The sequence below is a fragment of the Bacillus sp. 166amftsu genome, from assembly GCF_900107445.1.
Lineage (GTDB): Bacteria > Bacillota > Bacilli > Bacillales > Bacillaceae_G > Bacillus_A > Bacillus_A arachidis.
The window spans coordinates 57,386-78,981 of record NZ_FNQA01000001.1 but is presented as its reverse complement, the minus strand read 5'-3'; the positions used below and the strand labels follow the sequence as shown (position 1 = coordinate 78,981).

Below are 21,596 nucleotides of genomic sequence, written 5' to 3'. Positions count from 1 at the left end.
CAAGCTAGGAGGAAACATGGACAGGAAGCAAATTTTCATCGACGTTTTATTACACAAAGGAATTTACAAGGAAGAAGATACAGGACGTCAGCTTTATGAAATGAGTGAGAAGGAATTATGGAATCTACTAAGAGGAGATGAGGAGAATGAAACCAATCGAAAACGGTGTTTATGAAGTTACTTATTGAATGAATTAAATTACCAAACTTATTTAAATCTACCATATACAAAATTTTCTAATATACTAACAAAATAAAAAGGCATCTTATTACAGTTATTTCTTTTTTGCATAATATACAAATTAAACATAGTAATGTTTTTAAAAAACTTTTTGATTTGTATACTAGAGGATATTGGGGATTTCATGACCGAGGTGATGGTAAATTTGAACCAACTATTGTTCTAGGTTCTGGACTTTCTGACCTTTCGCCAGGCGTCTTAACAGTAAGCAACACTATTAATCCGAATAACGTGAATAACAATCAAGGTTCTATTGGTATGGTTTCTAGTATTGTAAATAATACGTATGATTTTGGGGCTGGATTGACATTTATTCATAAGAACGATAGCGCTGTACTTAGAACGAAAGGTGTTCAAGAATTCAGATCCGGCTTTGGAGCATGGTATTTTTCAGCAAGCACAAATACCAATGTTAATGACATTACTATTAGTGACACTGGAAATGATACAGAATTAAGGCTTGCAAATTGTGCAATACGTAATTCACGTATAACAGGCTATACAACTGACTTGCAAATCATGGCCGTTACAGGAGGATATTATATAAATGTGTTGGCAAAAGATTATAAAACAGCTCCAGTCGAAAATATAAGCAAAATATAAAAGAACTTTCGTTTTCCGCTTTAGATAAAATTCTTAACTTAGGAATTAAAGAATACGTCTTTAAAGGTGACATGTATGAGTTATATCAAAAAAGAATGGATAAACCAGCAGATAGAACTGAGCCGTACATAACAAAAGATGTAGACAAAAAAATCGGATTTATTAGTGAAGATGCTGATCCTATTTTTAAAACTTCTGAAGACGATGAGAGTATCAGCATTTACAATACACTTTCCACTAATATCGCAGCATTATAAGAATTCTATAAAGAATATCAAAGTACAGTAGAAAAAATACAAAATGAAAGTCAGCAACATAATGAAGAAAACAAACAACTTACGGACAAAGTAACATCATTAGAAAACAGAGTAACTGTATTGGAAGAATTAGTTCAAAAATTAATAAATGATAAAGAACCAGAAACACCTACAACTTAAGAGACAACAGGAACGGAGCAGCAATAGCTGGTCTTTTTTATTTTGCCTAAAAGGGGTGATCAAAGTGGAAGGGTTACAAGAAGTTAAACAAGATGTACTAGAAATGAAGCAAGAAATGAAGGAAATAAGGTTTGATATTAAAAGTTTAGAAATGCGTACAACAGGTAATGAAAAAGATATTGATAATATTAATAAACAATTAGATAAAATTAGTGCGAATACTACATGGATTCTACGTCTTATTGTGGGTGGAATTATTGGTACAGCCCTCACTTTCTTCTTGAAAGGAGGTGGTATGTAATGGTTGAGATAAGCATAATGATTGCCGTTGTAGTAGGACTTTCACAAATTGCAAAAACGATTGGATTACAAACAAAATACATTCCGTTGCTTAATTTAACGCTCGGCATTGCGCTAGGCGTTTTATTTTTGCCACAAGATTTGAAAATGAATGTATTTCAAGGAATCATCATCGGACTGTCAGCAAGTGGATTATTTGACCACACAAAAATTTTGAAAAAGGATGCTAATGTGAAATGAAACAAACATTAAAAGGATTCTCCTCAATTTTATTGGCTATTATTTTAGTATTATCCATTGCAACAAGTGCTTTTGCTGATAGAACACTTATTATCGATGGGTTACCTAAAACACCATATCGTGGCGGTATAGGAGCGTATGAGTGCGTTGTAGCACATTCTACAGCAACTCCAGAAGCTCCAGCTATTAATATCCAAAAGTATGAGTCTCGTACATGGCGTTCAGCCTTCGTACATTATGCTGTGGATTGGAACGAAACAATCCAAATTGCTGATACAAAATACATCGCTTATGGTGCAGGACCAGGTGCAAATAAACGTTTTGTACATGTAGAGCTTTGCGAAACACGAGATTATGAAAAATTCAAACGTTCATATGATAAATATGTGAAGTTACTTGCTAAAATCTTACGTGATCGAGGTATCAGTGTAGAAAAAGGATTGTGGACGCATAGCGATGTAACGCATCACCTTGGTGGTACAGATCACGAAGACCCACTTGATTATTTACGTAGTCATGGTGTGTCAGAATCTCAATTCCGTGCAGATGTAAAACGTGCATATAACAATGGTTATGTATCAGTTCCAGAGCAACCATCTAAACCAGGTGAACCAACATCAAATGTTGAAGGGATTGCATATATTGAAGGCTACAATGTAAATCTTCGCAAAGGACCAGATGCAAGTTACTCTGTAATTCGCCAGTTGAATAAACCAGAAGCGTACCAAGTATGGGGCGAAAAAGACGGATGGCTCGGATTAGGTGGAGAGCAATGGGTGAAATATGATCCTTCATATATTAAATTCGAGAAGAAAAGTGCAGTAAATTCATCTATTGTGGGCAAACATGTTGTGCCCAAAGTAGACAACCTACGTTTCTATGATTCTCCATCTTGGCAGGATAAAGATGTTGCTGGTTCTGTGGATACAGGATTAGGATTTACGATTGATGAAAAAGTGATGGTGGATGGATCACCGCAATATAAAGTGCATAACTCACGTAGACAAACGTTCTATATTACAGCCAATGAAGCCTATGTATATGTGAAATAGGAGTTACAAAAGAGCATCCACTTAAAGGATGCTCTTTTGTATAATATATTTTTTATTATTTGTTTAATCATTTTATTAAGATTGTTATGTTTATTTACCCAGAAAGCTTGAAAGGCATCTAGCCCATCAAGGTTATCAAAAAATTATTCAAAGTCTTCAAACCAACAAGTGAAAAATTGTACTTTGTCATTAAAAAACACTGTACCTTCATTATTGATAGTAGAGCTAGCAGAAATTTTCCCCTTATCCCACGACCATTTATTTGATATCTTTTCAAGTATTTTTTTCTGCTTCTTTAATATCAAGAATGCTTCTTGACGTTTCTATATTACACACAATCTTAAACCAACCGTCAAATTTCCAATAAGGTTCATTTGAGCTTACATCATGTGAAGTAATATTGGTGTCTATTTTTTTAAATAACTCATGCAATATTGTCAATGATTCATCCTTATTCTGGCATTCTACAAATAAACTAAGTTGGAACATAATACTCCTCCTAAAATTTTCACAATCTATCCAATTTGAAAAATTCGTGAAAAAGGCGAACAAGTTATTTTTAATGAAGATTGTAAGCTTATTGAACGGATTCCAATCAATCCTGATGATTTTGAAGACTAGTAAAAAAAGTATATCTACTGGACATTAAACATTAGACCAGCAAATATACTTTTTATTAGCCAAATCCTTTTAGCACAGGATTTTAAAGACTCGTTCTTATCTTGAAAAATAGATTCTATAATGAAATCTTCCCTTGAACATCGCTATCCAAAAGTTCTAACATTAAATCAATCATCGCAATTAATTTTTGATGATTTAAAACTCGTTTACCATGCTCATAAACATATTGTGATATAAATTCCCAATCATTTAAGTTTTTTATATCATACAAATCTTTTATTAACCCTTGCTTATATTCTAAGGTTTCTCTTGCTTTGTAATCAAGTGTAAGCATTTCTAAATCACTAAAGTCCCAACTTATATTGAAATAGCCATCTAAGAAATAATAAAACTTTGGAAACTTTATCATCATTTCACCAACCTCTTCTAAAAAAAGTTTACAAATTAATTAATTGTTGGATACCCTGTTACAATTTTATATCCGTTTGGCATAGAGGAGTCCTTTACTAAAACAACCTTTGATGTAGTCAAATCATAAGTAATTTGTTTAGATGCCGAACTTCCTCCATTTTTCACAGCTACACCTTGACCAATTGAATAACCATGATCTGTAGTTATGACTTTAATTCCACTGGAATTCGGATCGTTTAACCAATTAGAAATATCATCTGCATTTCTTCGAATGTTCGCTTGTACCGCTTTAGTTGCAGTAGATTTATCTGAAAAAGTTGTAGCGTCAACCCCTTCTTGTGCAGCTCTTTTTAGTAAATCATCATTCGTTTTTCCAACATGCTTGTCTAGGAGATGTCCATTATTACTCTCCATTATATCTAATATATCATTTTCTACATTGCGTATTGCATTAGGAGTACTTACCCATTTATCTCCACTAAAACCATCGTTACCTTTAGCGAACTGATGGGTCGATAGCTTTTCTTCAGCTTGTCTAAAATCAGGCGTATCAAATCCAGACCGTATATTACCTCCACCAGCAATTGCAAGGTTGTCTCCTTTGTTAAATAACTGTGGAAGTTCCGTCATTCCTTGTGACATTTTTGCCCCTTTTGCTACCTTAACAACTTTACTTACTCCTTTATCTCCCAGGACACCGAAAGCTAATTGAGTCAATCCGTATGTATTGAACATCAGGTGGCTAATTTTTTGACTGCATTACATTTGGATGATTTTTTTAATAAAGAAGAAATTATACTGATACTAAATTTAACTAATTGTATAACAAATAGAGAAAGGTATTTCATTTTTTTATCTGAAAAGTTATTAGCACCACCCATGTACGTATATATAAATGATGATGGACGTTGGACAGCTTGGTTTAGGGTAATTGGAGGGTTCAACATACCAACGATGTCTGAGCTGAAGGGGCTTTTTAATGAGTTTTTAAAAGTTATTAAAAACAGTTATAACGAAATATACGGAATAGAATTTTCGCCAAAACTTATTTACTCTAAACCTATATATGTTACCAATCCGGAAAAGGTATTAGATGTAAATTCTTTGATTAAATCAAATGAATCTTTTCAAAACAATAAGGGAATTGTTTTGAAAAGTTTTGCACGACATCTGGGGTTTTGCTTGCGACTTCTTACAGTGATTCGGGAATAAAAATTGAGAATTTAATTGTAGAATTCAAATTAATTTATACACCCGTTGATATTTTAGATATTATTCCTTTTGATGAATTATTTTTAAGTGAAGTGATGGAGGGTTCTGATGAGAAAGTTATTATCAATATATTAATTAATGATTCTAAAGAAGAAAAGGAAATTGAAAAAATGCTCGACAACTGTAGAGCAGCTTATTATAAATTGAAAGAGGATTTTAATATGGGAAAGGCATTGAGGGAATGTATTTTTGTAAAAGCTTCACCTAATGAATTAGAAGAGTTTATAGAGAAAAATAATGAAGATAATGTTATATTTGCATCTATTGTTGAGTGTCTAAATGATGTAGTTTATGACAGAGCTATGCTTGGGAAAATAAAAGGTACTTATGAAATTCTTGATATATATACTGGTTTTTCCAGATTCGCTCCTTATGCTTTAGCAACTAGGGGATTAGTATATTTTAGAGATACTTCTTTAAAAATAGAGGAGAGTGAACAGAAAGGGATAGAGTATTACCGACAAGCTATGGACTTAGAGCATGGAGAAAAGGAAAAGTATATTAAGCAATTAGAGCAAACATACAATTTTGAGTTAGCAAGGTTTTATATAATCAGGAAAGGAGAATATAAAAGGGGAAGTGAGTGCTTACAAAAAGTTCTTGATTTAGGGGAAGATGGTTATTTTTATGAAGAGGCAATTGAGTTACAAAAGGAACTTCATGTACAAGAAAGTATATAGGCTATATTGAATTCTTATTGAAAAAATTTTTATAAATAATAAGTTAAAATATAGTTAAATCCCTCTTTATAATGAAGGGGTTTAACTATATTGCATATGAAAACAATTGTAAAAGCTATTTTAACAGTTATAGTAAGTGTAAATAAGTTAAATTCTTAAAGTGTAATCCACCTACGAAAACACCCACAATTCACCCACAAAAATAAAAAAAGTGATGAATCATAATGAAACATCACTTTTATAAAACCTTGTTAAATCAACGTTATTACTACAATTTAAAACATGATGAATCCAGAGGATATGTTCAGAACACAAGTTCACCAATGGGAACGCGATCAATATATGTCTCTATACTAAGAGTGAGAGGCCTTGATACTACGGTATCGGGGTCTTTTTTTCTTTCGGGCAATTTTATTGAGCGGTTGCTTGTTTTATCAACTGCCCGATAACTGCCCGGGTTTATTTTAAAAAATTATTCAAGGACGTTTCTCATGTGTTCCTCGAATTTATTCATTGCTTCTTTATCTAATTTTTTACCGATATGTGAATAAACATCAGATGTAATTTGCATACTACCATGTCCAAGACGTTCTTGTAAATATTTCATGCTGACACCAGCTTCAAGTTGAAGTACTGCGTGTGTATGTCTTAATGAATGAATTGGTAAAGGTGGCAGATTCGCTTTCTTTAAAATGATGCTAAGTCAACCATTCAACAGCATTCGGAAGCGCTCGAACTAGCTGTAAATATAAAGCAACTAGAGGGATATGTAAGTGGGGTTGGTTTAAACAATGAACTTCGGAATACTCGTTTCAATCAAGGTACGAAATATTGGGGATTGAGTTCTAAGTTTCCAGCAGTTGTTGATAATAACGTAACACATTTAGGAGATTTTAGTTTAAGATTAGCTGTTACTGGAGAAACCGCACCTGCCTATAACAGCTTTACGTCAAATAGGGTTCCTGTAACACCGGGTGAGGATGTTGTTGTTTCTGCATATTTTTACACTAAAGATATAGCAGAACATGACCGCGGTAAGATTAGAATGGTACCGATTTTTTGGAAGTCTGATGGAACACAATTAAAAGCTGCAACTAACGATTTCGCTATTCCTAATGATACATGGGTTAGACAATCTCACACATTGAAAGCTCCAGCCGATGCAGCTAAAGTCGGTTTAAGAGCATATGTATTACAAAACGGTACTTTCTGGATGGCACATCCTATGCTGCAAAAAGGAGATAAGACAAGTGCATATCATTGATAAGGTCTCTGTGAATGGCTCACAACAATATAAAGTGAAAAATAATCGAGGTAATGTGTATTACATTACTGCTAGTTCTTATTATGTAAAAATTAAATAATTAAGTAAAAAAGTGCACCTCCAATTGTTAAGTGTGTCTAACAATTGGGGTGCACATCAAATTGAGTCGGCTTTTTTACTATGTATTAAATTTAGCATTCATAAGTAACTCTTTTAATTCTTCTGTAGATAATTTGCTTTCTAACTCTTTACTTAAGTCAAGTATAGAAGTTTTATAATCTACTGCTACTTGTAAACTATCAGTCTTCTTTTTTCTGCATTGTCTTTAGAACAAACTACCCCACTAATTAACATAACTGGCAATGCAACTGCTAATAGTTTACGTTTCATAAACATATACCCCGCTGTTATTATTTGTTTTTATTCATTTCTTTTGTTGCCTTGTCTATTAACTCAGCACCCGTTTTTAAGTCTTCCTTAGCGATTTCAACTATGTCTTTATCTTCTTCCTCTAAACCTTTTTGAATGTTTTCTACCGCGTTCTTTATGTAAATCATTGCTTTTCCTACGTTATGTTGTACTTCATAATCATTTGATGATACATAATCTAGTTTTTCTATCTTGTCTACTAATTCAAAATAAGGTTTAGATAATTCTTTTAGCTTAACCGCTTTCTTCTTCATTGACTTTCTACTACCTAGAAGGTCATCTATTTCTTTAGATTGTTCAGAAAAATCTTCAAGTAAGTATGATACGTTCTTTCTATAGTCTTCTTTCTTATTCTGCTCAACTGAAACTTTCATTGCTTCGTCTTCCTTCTTATTCGTTGACTCACAACCAACCCCAGTTAGAATTAACATTGGAATAGCTAAAGATAATAGTTTACGTTTCATTGTTATATACCCCTTTGTTTGGTTTCTTATTATTCGTTTTACGATTTTGTTAAGCTTAAAATAACTCCAAGTGACTCCATAAGACCGTCACTACCTTCATCAATCAGTTCACCTGACTTATTAATCTTTGTTTCATCTAATGTTGTAAACCCCTCTACCATTATGTCTAGACCTTTATCAAAAGTATATAGAGATTGAGATAACTCTGATTGCAAGTTATCGTACTCTACTGGTGGTTTAATTTCTTGTTTGCTGACTTCATTTCACTTACTACTTGCTTTAATTCATCGTGTGTGTTAAGGAATGTAGGGTCTTTCTTTTCTAACTCACTGAATTTATTTTGTGCTTGTACCCAAACCATAGATATGTTTTGTACTTTTAAAACGTAATCTGTTTTACTCGTTAGTCTACCTTCTTCGTCTGTCTCAAATACCCTTTCGCTTACTGCAATGTTGTTAGACTTCTTTTTCTTATTCGTGTATCTCTTTATTATCCATGTTAGTAGAAGAATAGGTACTGCTATGGACATTACTCTAGCCACTACCGATGTTTCCCCAGTTCCTAAACTAGCTATTGCCCCTGCAAGAGCGAAAAAGAGAGCAGGAACTATGATTACGAACACTAGTATTTTTCGTCCCATATGTAAAACTCCTTTGTTTGAATACTGTTATTGACTATTACCTACGTTTTACTTGACGCATCACGCTACCATCGTCTCCTACCATCTTGTATCCCGTATCAGTAAAGTTCTCCATTTTATAGGTCATAGATTGTTTCATTTCACCAGGTTCAGCCTTTTTGCCGTCTTTTACATATTCGTCTATTGTCAATGTCATTTCTCTCGTGTCTCCATTGTAAGACCATTTTCCATCCATATGTGAGTTCTCATAAGGTGTGTTGTCTACATCATCAAATATAGTGTATGTACCATCTTGACGGAACTCTGTTCCTTTAGTGAATTTATCACCAACATAACTACCCCATTCACCTACTATTTCTTTACCGTCTTTTGATAAAGGGATAGCGTCAGGTCTTTTGGTATGTTCTACAGCTTCCTCAATTGGTTTCATACCTTTTTCTAAGTAGTCATTACCTTTGTACATTAAGTCTTTTAATTGCTCCGTCTTATTCTTTGTTACAGAACCACTTTTTGTTAGACTTAATTGTGTGTCAATCGCTTCTTTATAACAGTCTATTGCTTTTAAAACAGATTTGTGTTGTTCTTCAAACTCTTTTGGTGGGTCTATCTTGTAAAACTTAACATATATTTCTTGTAACCCATCTGCACTTTTTAAGATTTTCTTGTTTTGCTCTTTTACATCCTTGTCTTTTCCTTTTGATACTTCAGTTAGTTCTTCCATCTTCAACTTTAACTCATAATGTAAGTTTGACATACGAGAAGGGTATGCTTCGTTCGATAACTTTTCCTTGTCTTCTTCTTTTACTTCTATCTTTGCTACCTTTGTGTCTGCTTTCTTCTCTATATTGTCTGTTCCGCAACCCCCTAGTAACATGATTGGAAGTGCTAAACTTACTAGTTTCTTTGCTTTCATTATGTATCCTCCTTTTAGAAATTATTGTAATTAATTAACATATTGTACCATAACATAAATTATATAAATAAGATATAAAGATTTTCCATCCTTAAGAGAAATTTTGAGTGTTTTAACAATATGAAAAAATGTATTACGGTTGTAGAGAATCCCTCTCTGCATGTTTTTCTTCTTTACCCTTATTCGCCCCCGAACATTTAGTGTTTGGGGGCTTTTTTTATGCTCCCATAAACTCACTATCAAAGTAGAACTTATCCATTAAGTTATTTACAATACCGTTGAAGTAAGCGAATTTACCCTTATTCATTGTTGCTCCGGATTTAATTTTCATAACAAACTCTTTAATAGCTTTTAAGCCTATAGTAAGCTCCTGGTCTTTAGTAAATGCTTTATCACCTGTAGAGAAGTTAGTAGTTTTATTACACTGTCTTACGACCTTCCACAGTTCTTGAATTGTTTTTGATTCAGAATAAAAAGAGCTAGTTAAAGAAACGAAACGTTCTGGAACCCAGTGAGCAACAAAATCAGCCGCACTTTGAACCATAATGTTACCGTGAACCAAAGTTTTTTAGAAACTATTCCCGCGAAATTTGAAGTATAATATTGCCAGCCCCTTTTTATTAACTCATAAACTTTCCGTAAATACGTCATTTTTATACATCGTAACTGGTAAGAACTATTTTATTTCTTTATACTCTAATTCTTTTAACACTTTTTTTATAAAATAACCTTATTTCATCACTGTTAAAAATCCAACCTCTATTTAATTTTCCTGATATTTTATTAATAGATGGATACTTATCATTATTGTGTAATGCAATAGTAGTCCCTCGTATTTCAGAAAAGGTCCTTTCACTACAAGCGACCTTTTAATTATCTTTAAAATGCTTATACCGTTTAGATATTATATTCCACAGTTCAGGAATGTTTTCATATATATTCCTTACTATATCCATACTCATTTGCTAGAGCATTCTGACTTAGTTCTATATACAATTCTTCATCCGAAATTTTAGTGAGAATTTTTTGTTTCTAAAATTAAAAGGAATTTCATTAAGTCTTGAGGGATTTAAACAATGGTTTAGCTTAGTTTATATAGCCTTCTTTCGAAACGTATTTACTACACTTATACAAACTGAAATCGGAGGATTATCTAAGATTTCTCATTCTCTGTTTACTTGCTTTGAGCGAATTTAATAGATAATTGATATTATGTTTCATTAGGATGCTAGAGATATCAGGTGTCATTAATTCCTATTGAAAATGTGCTAAGGACAATGGCTAATAGCCTTGTCCTTTTTTTTTGACTTTCATATTTTATTGTATATTGGTTTTTATATCAAAATGTTTGATACCCAACCAGAGTAAATTCAAACTTGATTTCAGAGCCGATAAATAACTTTAAGAGGTGGAAAACTATGTATTGCGATGACGAGTACGAGATATATAAAAAGAAATATATAAAAAATATAAAAGTAGAATTAGAAGACCTTCAATTTCAACTCCAACAACAAAAACAACAACAAAAACAACTTCAAGCTCAACTTCAGCGCCAAGAACAAAACCAGGCACAGACACAAAATGATACAGATACTATATCAAATGTAGGAAATCCCACTATTAATATTAATGTCGATAATTGTTCTGAGCGCAAGGAAGCTAGGAAAAAGCATTATAGGGAACAGGATGACTGTTGTTCTGATTACACTAAAGATGAGAAAAAACATAATGATTCCTGTTGTAATTATATAAGCTTAGAGAGACAGGTTAATAACTCCGCAAATGATGTAACAAATTTCCCACGAATAACCCAAAGTGAGACAAGCCTTGCTCATTTTAAAAATTTTATACTTTATGGATTTAATGATAGTAATAATAGTCCTCCAAGCTTTTCAGGGTTCGCTTTCTCTAACGATTTAGGTAATACTTGGACTGATGGTGGTTTTATACCAGTAAATCCAGGAGGGATCAATGCTGGTGATCCTGTGATAACTGTAGATAGAAATGGTGTTTTCTATTATGGTCAAATTGGGACAGAAAATATACCCGGTCGCCGACAAGATGTAATCAGCGTTTCAACAGGAACTATTAATCCTAACGGAGCAATAACAATGAATCGACCTCAAATCGTTGGGCGGGGACAAAATCCTCCTGCTATGGATAATCCCAACACATTTTTGCAAGATAAAGAGTGGATTACAGTAGGACCTGATGCGAATAATCCAGGTAATGAAGCACTGTATATTACGTGGACTGATTTTACGACGCCTACACCTAGCATCCTTTTTTCAAAATATACAACAGGAGTCAACTTAGCACCTATCATTACAGACCAAGTTATTATTCCTCCGGCAGCAAATACTTTTGTTAGTGGGTCTTTTGTGCTTGTAGATAATCTCGGTGGTATCTATGTCTTTTACGAAGAAATAACAGACCCTAACCCTGCAGATATGATACGGCCTCAGAATTATTTAAATACGCCTAACAGGACCATTCGTATGGTTAAATCAGTTGACGGTGGGAATACTTTCCCGATTCGCGTGGCAGTTTCAAACCCATTTGCTGCGGCTGCAACTGATACAGCACTTTGTGACCGCCCATCTATCGGTGTTGATAACGTCAGAAGGATTCGTATGAATGAATTCCCTCAGGCAGCGATTGGACCAGATGGCACTTTATATGTCGTATGGAACGCTGGCAGAGTCATTGGAGGTACGACCTTTATCGATATCTTTTTAGCTTATAGTACAGACAAAGGAAATACTTGGAATATAGTAGATATTACTCCAAGTAATAGCACTTTTACGTTTTTCCCATCCGTTGCAGCTAATAAAAATGGAGCCCATATTCAGTATAATCGTTTTAATGACCGGGGAGGCACTCTTGCCGGTATAGGTGATGGGACATTTGCGGTATTTTTGAAAAGCTTTTCTCTTTGTGATGGATTAAGTAAAGAGAAAATGGTAAGTACTGCATTTTCTCCAGTTCCGGTTACACATCCAAGCCCTGATACTGCCGATTGTTATATGGGGGATTACAATCAAATTATTACTGGTCCCGGAAACTGCTTACTTCACTCTTGGGGTGATAATCGCGACGTGATTATTCAAGGCGCTATTCAACGGGATAATCCTAATGTCTTCTTTAACATAACAGTTCCAAAAAAGAAGGACCATAATTGTGGTTGTGATTACGTAAGATAAGTTTGAAATTTGAGGGGATACGCCCCACCTTTGCCCCGCTTTATTTAAAAAGGTTTGGTATATTTTAAAAAGCTAAATTGCGAAAACGTTGATATGATGAGATTTATCGAATCATGTGGAAATGTTTTTAAATGGGAATCATGTTCCGCACGCAAGTTCACCAATGGGAACGCGATCAATATATGTCTCTATACTAAGAGTGAGAGGCCTTGATACTACGTGAATATACCCCTGTCAAGTAGACATTAGAGAAAAGACCTATATGGTTATGCACTTTTTATCACCTGAGTTCGATATTCTATCGGACTCAGGTAATTTAGTTTTTCTTGAAATCGTTCTGTGTTATAAAAATAAATGTACTCTTGTACGGCTTTCATTACTTCTTCTTTTGTCTGGAAGTTGTGTAAGTACAAACATTCTGATTTGAGGTGTCCAAAGAAATTTTCTATGCAAGCATTGTCTAAACAATTTCTTTTATTATTAATTGCTTCTGGCGATAACTCTGATCATACTTCTAGTAACTGACCATCATACATAACTCCAGCTAATCGATCCTCTTTTATAAAGATATAAGCTTGTTCTATAGCTAATTTTAATAAAATATTTTGTCTTAACATTGTGTAAACATCATCTAATGTAAATTCTTGAATTGTTTTATTTAAAAGCTTTTTATGCCATTTATCAAATTTTGAATTGACTTGAAAAGAATCCTCTATATTATATATTTCTTTTAACAATGACTGTTTAACATCCATTATTCGATGCCTCCATATGTTTTGGGAAAACAGGTTTCATTCTAATGATAGAAATCACCATACGCCTTTAAATAAACGTATCAAACTCATTAGATTTGGGCGGAGTGGATGCTTTTTTCATGAGTTTCTCCCATAATTGTACGGATTTGTTCCATTCTGATGTGGCATGATGGTTTCGGTAAATAACATTTTCATAACTAAGAGTGAGCTTTTGCATGTCAGTCGAATTGTAAAGAGTATCTACAAGGATTGCGTATTCTCTCAATGTTTGACTTTCATTACGGGGAATACCGGTTCTTGCCAATTGTTTTAAAAGTGCGCTGTACGCTTTTGAATAAACAGCATCTCCCTTTCGGTATTTATAGAAGAAAATGATAAAAAATACGAACCACTTTATTCTAGTAGTAAAAAGGGTATAGCCAATTATGCTCATTGATATGATACAAAGGAACAAGTACCACCATGAAAATTCTTTTTTTGATTTAATAATTTTTTCGTTAGATGGGATTTCTGTATCTTCTATTAAATTTTTTTGTTTGGCTTCTTGGTTTCGCTGTGGAACCTGTTCGTTGCTTGGTATCGTGGTTACGCTATTTGATGAAGTGGAAGCTGAAGTGTCTTGTGTAAAGTTATAAGGGTTGCTAAAGCCCTTTGTTGGTTCGAATGGGACCCATCCGTATCCTGGAAAGTATACCTCCACCCAAGAGTGTGCGTTGTTATTAGTGATTGTGTACATATTCTCATACCCTGAATGAGTTAATTTGTTTTCAAGAGTGCCTCCTGTATATCCCTTTACCCAGCGTGCAGGAATTCCGATAGAGCGAAGTAAAACGATCATAGATGTTGAAAAGTTATTACAGTATCCGCTTTTTGTATCAAATATAAACTGATCTACATAATCTTGATCTGTTCTTGGAATCTTAACCTGTTCTGTTTCATATACAAAGGAATGATCTGTGAAATAGCTTTCGATAGCCAATACTTGATCATAGCGATTGCTTTTATCTTTTGTAAGATGTATTGCCAAGTCTTTTACCCTCTTTGGTAACGAGTTGGGTAGTTGTGTATACTTTGCTATAAAATAAGGGCTTGCCTCTAAATCCTCAGCCGCTTTTACAGCTTTTAAGTTTTCGATGGAAAAATGAGGAGTCTCATAAGCCACCTTATATTTATTTAAGGTGGTGGAAGATCTTTCTTTTACTATATCAATTTTTTCCGAAAAAAGATCTGCGCTGAATGATACATCAGAAGCAGCCTCAACCGCTATTAACCCTGTGGGATAAATAAGGTGAGGGGAGTCTTTTTGCATAATGATAATCGCTTCGGCAGCTTCTGTTTTTGTATTCCGCTCATACCAAGTCACTACGTTGTTTTTATTCTTAAAAGAAATTTTTTTAGGGCTTTCAGAAATTTCCCAACCTTTACCGGTATAAAAGTCTTTTGTTTCCACTCTCCAATATTGGCTGTTTTGCATTTGCGCCGTGAAAACAATTGTGTCGTCCAATTTAAAAGGACCGCCTAATTGAGAGTCATCTATACCGTAACCGACTTTGCTGATTCCTGCTTCTTTATTCGTTGAAGGTGAATCGAATTTAAAAAAAGTATCGATATTAGGCCATTGAGGGGCAGGTTTTGGAGAAAAATATCCAAAGGTGATCGCAAGTATAATAGATACAGCAGTCGGTACGAGCAATTTCGATGTAAATTTGTTCTGCTTTTGCAAGTTCTCGGATGTTTTTATGCGTTCAGCATGGAGGAGACTGAGCATGAAAAAGCCGATTATAATTGTACGAATGATCGCGTTATTCATGTCGTATAAGCCGAATATATCAAAAATCGTGATATAAATAATGGTTAATGTAAGAAATAAGAGCCCGCGTTTTTGACGAATAATCCAATAGAGGATAAGGAAGCACAAAAACCAGAGAAATAGAAAAAATAAGAAGGTCTGAAAAGCTTTGGAAAGCCCCTGCCAGTTTGCTTGAAAGAGTAGAGTGATATTATGAAAAAAATCAGCCGAAAATTCCATCAACCAGGCAGGATTAATAAAAGCTCCTTTATAATCTACCGAATGAATCATAAATAAGATGATTACAACCTTTACAGAAATTTGGAATCGTACTTGAAAAAAAGAGAGAGCGAAGCAAATTCCTACAAATCCTTTAAAGAGGTTCAGTCTTACCATATCTGTAACCTCTATAAGCGGCTGTAAACATTCTAATAAAATGAGAAAACCGAATATATGCATTAGGAAACTGCTAATATCTCGTTTATTAGTTGAAGGTAATGTGATCATTGGTTCACCTCAAAAAATACATTTGCATAATGATTCTCATAAACCGCTTTCACAAATATTTTTTGTTTTCGCAGTGTTTCGAGTACGTTTAGTTCCCGATTTGAGAGTTGATGTGCTTTTTCCTTGACGACAAATACCATCAGCTTACTGTTTTTCAATGATATACTTTCAGCAATTTTTTGGATATCGGGAGAAAGATTACTTGTTACAAGTACGAATGTTACTGGTTGATAGATTTTCTTTAACTCCATTTCTATAGTTTGAGAGAGCGGGAGCATACTGTCTGCTTGTACTCTTGCTAAATGACAGAAAATTTGCTGTAATTGTGTCTCTCTATGATGTAAAGGGAGTACGGTTTGTTCTTTTCCGGTGGATATGAATGATACTTGTGAATCTTGTTTTAAGATAGATCTCATGAGAGAAGCTGTAAACGTAACGACCAATTCGAACAGGGGAGAGGGCGTTCTGTCCATAACAATCACGACATCATGACTTCGCTGTTGTTCAAACTCTTTCGTCATAATATTATTTTTTCGAGCAGTTGCCTTCCAATCGATCCATGAAAAACGGTCACCGGGTTTATAACCTCTGACACCAGCTGAGACTGTTGTATCTCTTGCTACATTCACATTTGAGGAGAGTGCACCTTGTTCGAAATAGTTTTCCACTTGTCTATAAGCTATGTCTACATATTGAGGGTACACTAAAAAATTATCGGGAACTGAAAAGATTGTCTCTTTTTCAATAATCCCGAATACATCACCAGTTTTTACACGCACATTCGAAAAGGTGTGTTCTCCTCTAGGGATTGCGTCGATTACATATTGGTATGAAATATTTCGTTTGAATCCTGGAAATAATATCACTTTTGCACTTTTTGTTTGTTTGCGATTTTTAAACTCCATGGGGAGCACCTCTTCTATAATTAAATACAGCAAGGGAAAGGGAATTTTTCGTTTTATTGTAATAGTGCCTACGAATTGTTGTCCAGCTGTGTACTCCTTTTGATTTGTTATACGTCTCACCTCAGTGTTCCATAGGGCACAAAAGGGCAACAATAATGAATAAAGACTGAATGGAATAAAGCTGTAAAATAGAAACCAACTTACGAATTCTCCTTGTAACATTGCGTATATAAATGTTAAAGCAACGAATAAAACAATCGACGATATTTTTCCGACATTATGAACTGCTCGTAATAGCTGTTTCATCAGGAGTTTTTTGCCTTTTGAGCCGGAACTGGAGTCCGGGCGAGAATTTTTGTAATGACGCTTTCTGGCGTTAGCCCTTCAAATTTCGCCTCTATTTTTAAAATGATTCTATGGGACAAAACATATGGAGCTAAAAATTTAACATCATCCGGAATGACATGGTCCCTGCCATTTATGAGCGCATACGCCTGTGAAGCTTTCATCAAAGCAATGGAACCACGCGGACTAGCTCCTAATTGAACGGAGTTATAAGAGCGGGTTTGGTTAACGAGTTTTACGATGTAGTGCTTAATGGCCTTGGAAGTATATATTTCTCGTATGTTTTGTTGTAATTGTAGTAATTCTCCTATTGTAATAACGGCTTGTAAATGAGAAATAGGCTTTGTTTTTTCTGTACGATTTAAAACCTCAAACTCTTCTTCCGGTGTGGGATAGCCCATTTTTAGCTTTAGTAAGAAACGGTCAAGCTGAGCTTCTGGTAAAGGATATGTTCCCTCATATTCAATTGGGTTTTGGGTAGCTATTACAAAAAATGGTTTCGGTAAAGGTCTTGTTGTCCCATCTACTGTTATATTGCCTTCCTCCATACTTTCAAGCAAGGCTGATTGCGTTTTCGGTGATGTACGGTTAATTTCATCAGCTAGCACGATATTTCCCATAATAGGTCCTGGCATAAATTTAAATTGAAATTCTTTCGGATTATAAATAGAAACACCTGTTACATCTGATGGCAGTAAATCAGGAGTGAATTGAATTCGTTTGAAATCTGCATCGATGGATTTGGCAAGGGCTTGCACCATCATTGTTTTCCCAACACCTGGAACATCTTCTAATAGTACATGACCTTCAGCTAAGAGAGCCGCTAAGGTAAGGGTGATTTCCTTCCGCTTTCCGACCATCGCTTTCTCAATATTATGGATTATCTTTTCTACAACTGGATGTAAAGAATCGAGTTGCGTCATCGTACTCCTCCCAATTTCATTTTCTTTTTAGTTCATTCAAATTATCCCACTATTTGTGGACGGTAAAATCCCACCTCAAAATTCAGCGAAAACAGAGAAGTTAGGTGGGGGATGAAGAAAACCATCGCTGATTAAAGTTTCACTTTATTGTGATAAGTATGGTCTATGTAAATAACTCGTGTAAAACAAAATTTGTTTTTAGGTATTTGTTGCAGAAAAAAGCCAACCTAAGGAGCAATTGAAGAAACTTTTCCTGAAACGGTTGGTACTGTTGAGGAATTGATTTCTTGTTATTACATAATAAGTTCTATGTCATTTAAAGAAATCCTACTCTACGTTTTTAAATTATATTGTTTTGAATCTAGTCGTATATAAATGAAATTTGGTTCTTCGGTTGTGTGGAAATTAATAAGCGAGGTGCACTAGTGAAATATTTCTCAGCAAATAACGTTGAGCTACCATTTTGTGTCGAGGATAAGGTGAGATAATTGAATTTATAAAAATAGGGAGGGACAAGCAATTGTATGAGCTGTCCCTAACAAACACCACTTTGAGTAGAGTTTGTATTGAAAATTACTGTTTGTTTAATGTTCTATTAAGTTAGATAAAGGAATTTCTTGCTCATTTTGAGGCTCGTTAAGGGGATAAATTCTAGCTGTTTCATTATTTTCATCTACATTTTGAATGTAAATTGCAACTCCATTATAGGTTACATTAGCCATAATCGGTGAAGCTGCAATCTCTTGTGCGCGTTGTTTGTTCATTATAATGACCTCCTTTTGACTTATAACAGTAATAATATTTGCTTTAAACTACTTCATTATTCTTAATTCTCAATAATAAGCAAATAGGTATGAAATTTACTTTTAAGCATATAAGTTTATAAATTCTATCTTTATGGACAAGTGGTGAGTAGGATAGGAAAAGCTGATTTTGTTTCAGGGTTTGTACCTAATCAGCTTCAGGTAATAAATAGAATAAAGGAAAGTTCACATGTTAGCAGAATATGAGCTTTCGCATTTTATATATTGTTTTTGAAAACAGTATATTCGGAATTCAAGTTGTTATTTTTGGGGGTATAGTAAATATTACCGATTAATATACACAATTATAGTAAAGATGCTTTTAAGGGCATTAGGGGGGAATGACTAAAGGGCAACAACCTATTCCTGGTCACTTTGTTATGGATACACAGCGGGCTATGTTACTTCCGCCGGAATTGAAAGCTGCACCTTCTGAATCATTAACAGAACAATTATTTATTGAAAGGTCCTTAACTGAAAATCAATTTTGGTTACAGATTATGAAGGAACATGCGCTTTTTCTTAGTGAAGGATTTAATCGGAAAGATAAAAATCTAATTCAACAAGTAGAGCAGTTTTATCATCTTTTTGATCGACATTTACAAAAAGCATTCTCTATTCCTCAAACTGTTCAAGCAGTTAGGCAATTAAATGAAGAAAGTATTCAACTAGTTTATGCATTTCGTAATTATAAAAGAAACCTTTTAATTTTGATTATTAATTGTAAGGTAAGTGGTTTCAATTTTCCATTATTAGTAGATCATGTTGCGAGAGAAGCAGAATATTTTATACGGACCCTTCAGAAATTTAATGAAGGAAAAATGGATCCAATTCAGGACGCGATAATAAGTGAAAATGTGTTTTGGCTCAGAATTATGATGGAGCACTCTCGTTTTATTGCCTCTTTACTTGATCAATCCGAGCGGAATTTAGTTCATACTGCTTTAAAATTTGGTAATGATTTTGAAGTCCTACTCGGTCAAGCGAGAGATGTTGAATCAATGTTGTATCAAAAACAACCGATATATCCGATTATTGGAAAGATGAATAAAGATAGTGAAAATGCAACAGTTGAGTTGAGGAACTTCAAAAAAGCTGGATTAGAGCTTATCCAGACATGCCAAATTAAAAGTGTAATTAATCCGTTACTAGCTGATCATGTTACAAGGGAAGCTGAACATTTCTTATTTATGATTCATGTGCTAGAAGAAAGATTGAAACAAAAATAATTGCAACAATCGATGGAATGAGTGTTCTGTCATCAAGAGTACTACATGCTAGAACATGTATCTATCAGACACGTTTACTGTAAAGCTCACTTTTTCATCATGCAAAGGGTAGTGATTTCTATGAGAGGAAATTACTACCCTTTTTCGTATACTTATTTTTCTACATAAATTTATCTCGTTATTTGCGGTCAGTAAAACTCTTATCTCAAAAGTCAGCAAGGGAAAAAGTTGGGTAGGAAGATTAACTGCCTGTGAAAGTCCAATTGGTGAAGGGAAATAATCAATAGGTGATGGAGAAAAAAGCTAGCACAGGTATTTAATTTTAAATCATGTATGAGAAATATTATTTTTTCATTTTATATGGGAATCATAGCTAAAAAGGATGGTGGAAATATGACAATCGATCGAATTTGTACAATTGGTCCAGCAAGTAATAATAAAGAGACATTAGCTCAGTTAATAAAACAGGGTATGAAAATTGTTCGGTTAAATTTATCACACGGTTCACATGAAAGTCATCAAGAAATAATTCATTTAGTAAAGTCTTTAGATGATTCCATAAAAATCCTAGGTGATTTACAAGGGCCTAAAATAAGATTGGGTGTAATCAAGGAGGAACAAATTACCCTTCAAGCGGAGGATCCTTTTATTTTATATACTCAATCCGTTACTGGAAGTAAAGAAGGGGCGAGTGTTGATTATTCTGGGATTGCTAATGATGTGGAAGTTGGAAATAGAATCCTTATTAACGATGGACAAGTTGAATTAATTGTTGAAAAGGTTAGTATGGAAAAAATAGAAACGAAAGTGAAAATAGGTGGCGATATCGCTTCGCATAAAGGGGTGAATTTACCAGGAGCAAACGTTAGCTTGCCGGCTATTACGGAGAAGGATCAAAAAGATATTCGGTTTCTTCTAGGTGAGGGTGTGGATTTTATTGCGTGTTCATTTGTTAGAAAACCTTCTCATATAAAGGAAATTCGAAACTTTATACATCAATATAAAGAAACTTCCCCCAATTTAATTGCAAAAATAGAAACGATAGAAGCAATCGAGAATTTTCAAGATATGTGCAAAGAAGCGGATGGAATTATGATTGCAAGGGGGGATTTAGGTGTGGAATTACCGTATCAATTTATTCCGCTTTTGCAAAAAATGATGATTCATGAGTGCAATCGAACAAATACATATGTGATTACAGCGACGCAAATGCTTCAATCTATGGTGGATCATTCTATTCCTACAAGAGCTGAGGTGACTGATGTATTCCAGGCTGTACTGGATGGAACGAATGCGGTTATGCTTTCTGCTGAAAGTGCATCAGGTGGTCATCCAATTGAAAGTGTTAAAACATTGCGTCTCGTTTCTGAATTTGCTGAGCATGTAAAAAAAGATGGTCCTTTTGTTATGAAAGATGTACTAGAATTGTTCCGTAAATCTCTTTAGTATATAAGACTGCATTAACCGCTCAGCTTAAAAAGGGAAATGTTTCTTTTCATAATTAAATATGAAAAATGCATCCTTTTATTTTGAGGAATTTATTGAGTCTTAGCTTTCTCAAGATGTGGTAA

Annotated in this window: 22 protein-coding genes and 6 pseudogenes; 14 read left to right on the top strand and 14 right to left on the bottom strand. The window is 34.2% G+C overall.

Annotated elements, in window-relative coordinates:
- Positions 1–16: 16 nt before the first annotated feature.
- From fbpA to BLV40_RS00430, 6 genes are all read left to right on the top strand, one after another.
- Positions 17–175 (top strand): Fur-regulated basic protein FbpA, encoded by a 159-nt coding sequence (gene fbpA, locus BLV40_RS00455; protein ID WP_090688249.1) that lies wholly within the window; start codon positions 17–19, stop codon positions 173–175.
- A gap of 110 nt (positions 176–285) precedes the next feature.
- The gene (locus tag BLV40_RS00450) at positions 286–843 is read left to right on the top strand and encodes a hypothetical protein (RefSeq protein ID WP_090686975.1); all 558 of its coding nucleotides are present in this window, start codon (positions 286–288) and stop codon (positions 841–843) included.
- Positions 840–1,100 carry a hypothetical protein gene (locus tag BLV40_RS00445; RefSeq protein WP_090686973.1) on the top strand — a complete coding sequence of 87 codons (261 nt, stop codon included), beginning with the start codon at positions 840–842 and terminating at the stop codon, positions 1,098–1,100. The genes BLV40_RS00450 and BLV40_RS00445 overlap by 4 nt, the downstream gene beginning before the upstream one ends.
- 244 nt (positions 1,101–1,344) lie before the next feature.
- The gene (locus BLV40_RS00440; RefSeq protein ID WP_090686971.1) at positions 1,345–1,581 is read left to right on the top strand and encodes a hemolysin XhlA family protein; all 237 of its coding nucleotides are present in this window, start codon (positions 1,345–1,347) and stop codon (positions 1,579–1,581) included.
- Positions 1,581–1,820 (top strand): holin, encoded by a 240-nt coding sequence (locus BLV40_RS00435; RefSeq protein ID WP_090686969.1) that lies wholly within the window; start codon positions 1,581–1,583, stop codon positions 1,818–1,820. The genes BLV40_RS00440 and BLV40_RS00435 overlap by 1 nt, the downstream gene beginning before the upstream one ends.
- A complete protein-coding gene (locus BLV40_RS00430; RefSeq protein ID WP_090686967.1) occupies positions 1,817–2,872 on the top strand; it encodes an N-acetylmuramoyl-L-alanine amidase in 1,056 nt (351 codons plus the stop codon). Before BLV40_RS00435 ends, BLV40_RS00430 begins: the two co-directional genes overlap by 4 nt.
- A gap of 273 nt (positions 2,873–3,145) precedes the next feature.
- Here the strand turns inward: BLV40_RS00430 and BLV40_RS29000 are convergent, their stop codons facing one another.
- The 3 genes from BLV40_RS29000 to BLV40_RS00415 form a co-directional block, all read right to left on the bottom strand.
- Entirely contained in the window at positions 3,146–3,361 is a 216-nt protein-coding gene (locus BLV40_RS29000; protein WP_244525322.1) for a hypothetical protein, read from the bottom strand.
- 247 nt (positions 3,362–3,608) lie between these two features.
- On the bottom strand, positions 3,609–3,905 hold the full coding sequence (locus tag BLV40_RS00420) for a hypothetical protein (RefSeq protein WP_090686965.1): 297 nt from the start codon (positions 3,903–3,905) through the stop codon (positions 3,609–3,611).
- A 32-nt stretch (positions 3,906–3,937) separates the two neighbouring features.
- Positions 3,938–4,639: an RNase A-like domain-containing protein gene (locus tag BLV40_RS00415; protein ID WP_139265431.1), complete on the bottom strand. Its 702-nt coding sequence runs from the start codon at positions 4,637–4,639 to the stop codon at positions 3,938–3,940.
- Positions 4,640–4,654: 15 nt separating this feature from the next.
- Here BLV40_RS00415 and BLV40_RS00410 point away from each other — a divergent pair, with 15 nt between their 5' ends.
- Positions 4,655–5,116, top strand: a complete 462-nt coding sequence (locus BLV40_RS00410; RefSeq protein WP_090686960.1) for a hypothetical protein — start codon at positions 4,655–4,657, stop codon at positions 5,114–5,116.
- Positions 5,083–5,856: a hypothetical protein gene (locus BLV40_RS00405; protein WP_090686958.1), complete on the top strand. Its 774-nt coding sequence runs from the start codon at positions 5,083–5,085 to the stop codon at positions 5,854–5,856. The genes BLV40_RS00410 and BLV40_RS00405 overlap by 34 nt, the downstream gene beginning before the upstream one ends.
- 472 nt (positions 5,857–6,328) lie before the next feature.
- On the opposite strand, the pseudogene BLV40_RS00400 reads toward BLV40_RS00405, so the two are convergent.
- Positions 6,329–6,550: pseudogene (locus BLV40_RS00400) on the bottom strand (tyrosine-type recombinase/integrase); the annotation flags it as partial.
- A 144-nt stretch (positions 6,551–6,694) separates the two neighbouring features.
- Between BLV40_RS00400 and BLV40_RS00395 the strand changes: the two are divergent.
- A complete protein-coding gene (locus tag BLV40_RS00395) occupies positions 6,695–7,120 on the top strand; it encodes a hypothetical protein (RefSeq protein ID WP_090686956.1) in 426 nt (141 codons plus the stop codon).
- Positions 7,113–7,220 (top strand): annotated as a pseudogene (locus tag BLV40_RS28995) (N-acetylmuramoyl-L-alanine amidase); the annotation flags it as partial. The gene BLV40_RS00395 and the pseudogene BLV40_RS28995, both read left to right, overlap by 8 nt.
- A gap of 310 nt (positions 7,221–7,530) precedes the next feature.
- Here the strand turns inward: BLV40_RS28995 and BLV40_RS00380 are convergent.
- From BLV40_RS00380 to BLV40_RS00365, 4 genes and pseudogenes are all read right to left on the bottom strand, one after another.
- On the bottom strand, positions 7,531–8,013 hold the full coding sequence (locus tag BLV40_RS00380) for a hypothetical protein (protein WP_090686954.1): 483 nt from the start codon (positions 8,011–8,013) through the stop codon (positions 7,531–7,533).
- A 38-nt stretch (positions 8,014–8,051) separates the two neighbouring features.
- Positions 8,052–8,653: pseudogene (locus BLV40_RS00375) on the bottom strand (hypothetical protein).
- 37 nt (positions 8,654–8,690) lie between these two features.
- A complete protein-coding gene (locus tag BLV40_RS00370; RefSeq protein ID WP_090686952.1) occupies positions 8,691–9,566 on the bottom strand; it encodes a DUF3994 domain-containing protein in 876 nt (291 codons plus the stop codon).
- Positions 9,567–9,783: 217 nt separating this feature from the next.
- Positions 9,784–10,095, bottom strand: a pseudogene (locus BLV40_RS00365) (helix-turn-helix domain-containing protein); the annotation flags it as partial.
- A gap of 506 nt (positions 10,096–10,601) precedes the next feature.
- Here BLV40_RS00365 and BLV40_RS29715 point away from each other — a divergent pair.
- Positions 10,602–10,760 (top strand): annotated as a pseudogene (locus tag BLV40_RS29715) (IS4 family transposase); the annotation flags it as partial.
- A gap of 224 nt (positions 10,761–10,984) precedes the next feature.
- The gene (locus BLV40_RS00360) at positions 10,985–12,769 is read left to right on the top strand and encodes an exo-alpha-sialidase (RefSeq protein ID WP_244525321.1); all 1,785 of its coding nucleotides are present in this window, start codon (positions 10,985–10,987) and stop codon (positions 12,767–12,769) included.
- A 266-nt stretch (positions 12,770–13,035) separates the two neighbouring features.
- Here BLV40_RS00360 and BLV40_RS00355 read toward each other — a convergent pair.
- The 6 genes and pseudogenes from BLV40_RS00355 to BLV40_RS00330 form a co-directional block, all read right to left on the bottom strand.
- Positions 13,036–13,251 (bottom strand): annotated as a pseudogene (locus BLV40_RS00355) (IS3 family transposase); the annotation flags it as partial.
- Between the two features lie 24 nt (positions 13,252–13,275).
- Positions 13,276–13,524 (bottom strand): contact-dependent growth inhibition system immunity protein, encoded by a 249-nt coding sequence (locus BLV40_RS00350; RefSeq protein ID WP_090686949.1) that lies wholly within the window; start codon positions 13,522–13,524, stop codon positions 13,276–13,278.
- 67 nt (positions 13,525–13,591) lie between these two features.
- Positions 13,592–15,820 carry a DUF4129 domain-containing transglutaminase family protein gene (locus BLV40_RS00345; protein ID WP_090686947.1) on the bottom strand — a complete coding sequence of 743 codons (2,229 nt, stop codon included), beginning with the start codon at positions 15,818–15,820 and terminating at the stop codon, positions 13,592–13,594.
- Positions 15,817–17,031, bottom strand: a complete 1,215-nt coding sequence (locus BLV40_RS00340) for a DUF58 domain-containing protein (RefSeq protein ID WP_090686946.1) — start codon at positions 17,029–17,031, stop codon at positions 15,817–15,819. Before BLV40_RS00340 ends, BLV40_RS00345 begins: the two co-directional genes overlap by 4 nt.
- Entirely contained in the window at positions 17,031–17,993 is a 963-nt protein-coding gene (locus BLV40_RS00335) for an AAA family ATPase (RefSeq protein WP_090686944.1), read from the bottom strand. The genes BLV40_RS00340 and BLV40_RS00335 overlap by 1 nt, the downstream gene beginning before the upstream one ends.
- Before the next feature lie 584 nt (positions 17,994–18,577).
- Positions 18,578–18,757, bottom strand: coding sequence for a small acid-soluble spore protein H (locus tag BLV40_RS00330; protein ID WP_026592646.1), 180 nt, complete (start codon positions 18,755–18,757; stop codon positions 18,578–18,580).
- Between the two features lie 380 nt (positions 18,758–19,137).
- Between BLV40_RS00330 and BLV40_RS00325 the strand changes: the two genes are divergently transcribed.
- Both BLV40_RS00325 and BLV40_RS00320 read left to right on the top strand, forming a co-directional pair.
- Positions 19,138–20,025, top strand: a complete 888-nt coding sequence (locus BLV40_RS00325) for a DUF2935 domain-containing protein (RefSeq protein ID WP_090686942.1) — start codon at positions 19,138–19,140, stop codon at positions 20,023–20,025.
- A gap of 360 nt (positions 20,026–20,385) precedes the next feature.
- Complete coding sequence (locus BLV40_RS00320; protein ID WP_139265479.1) at positions 20,386–21,471, top strand: pyruvate kinase; 1,086 nt, start codon at positions 20,386–20,388, stop codon at positions 21,469–21,471.
- Positions 21,472–21,596: the final 125 nt, after the last annotated feature.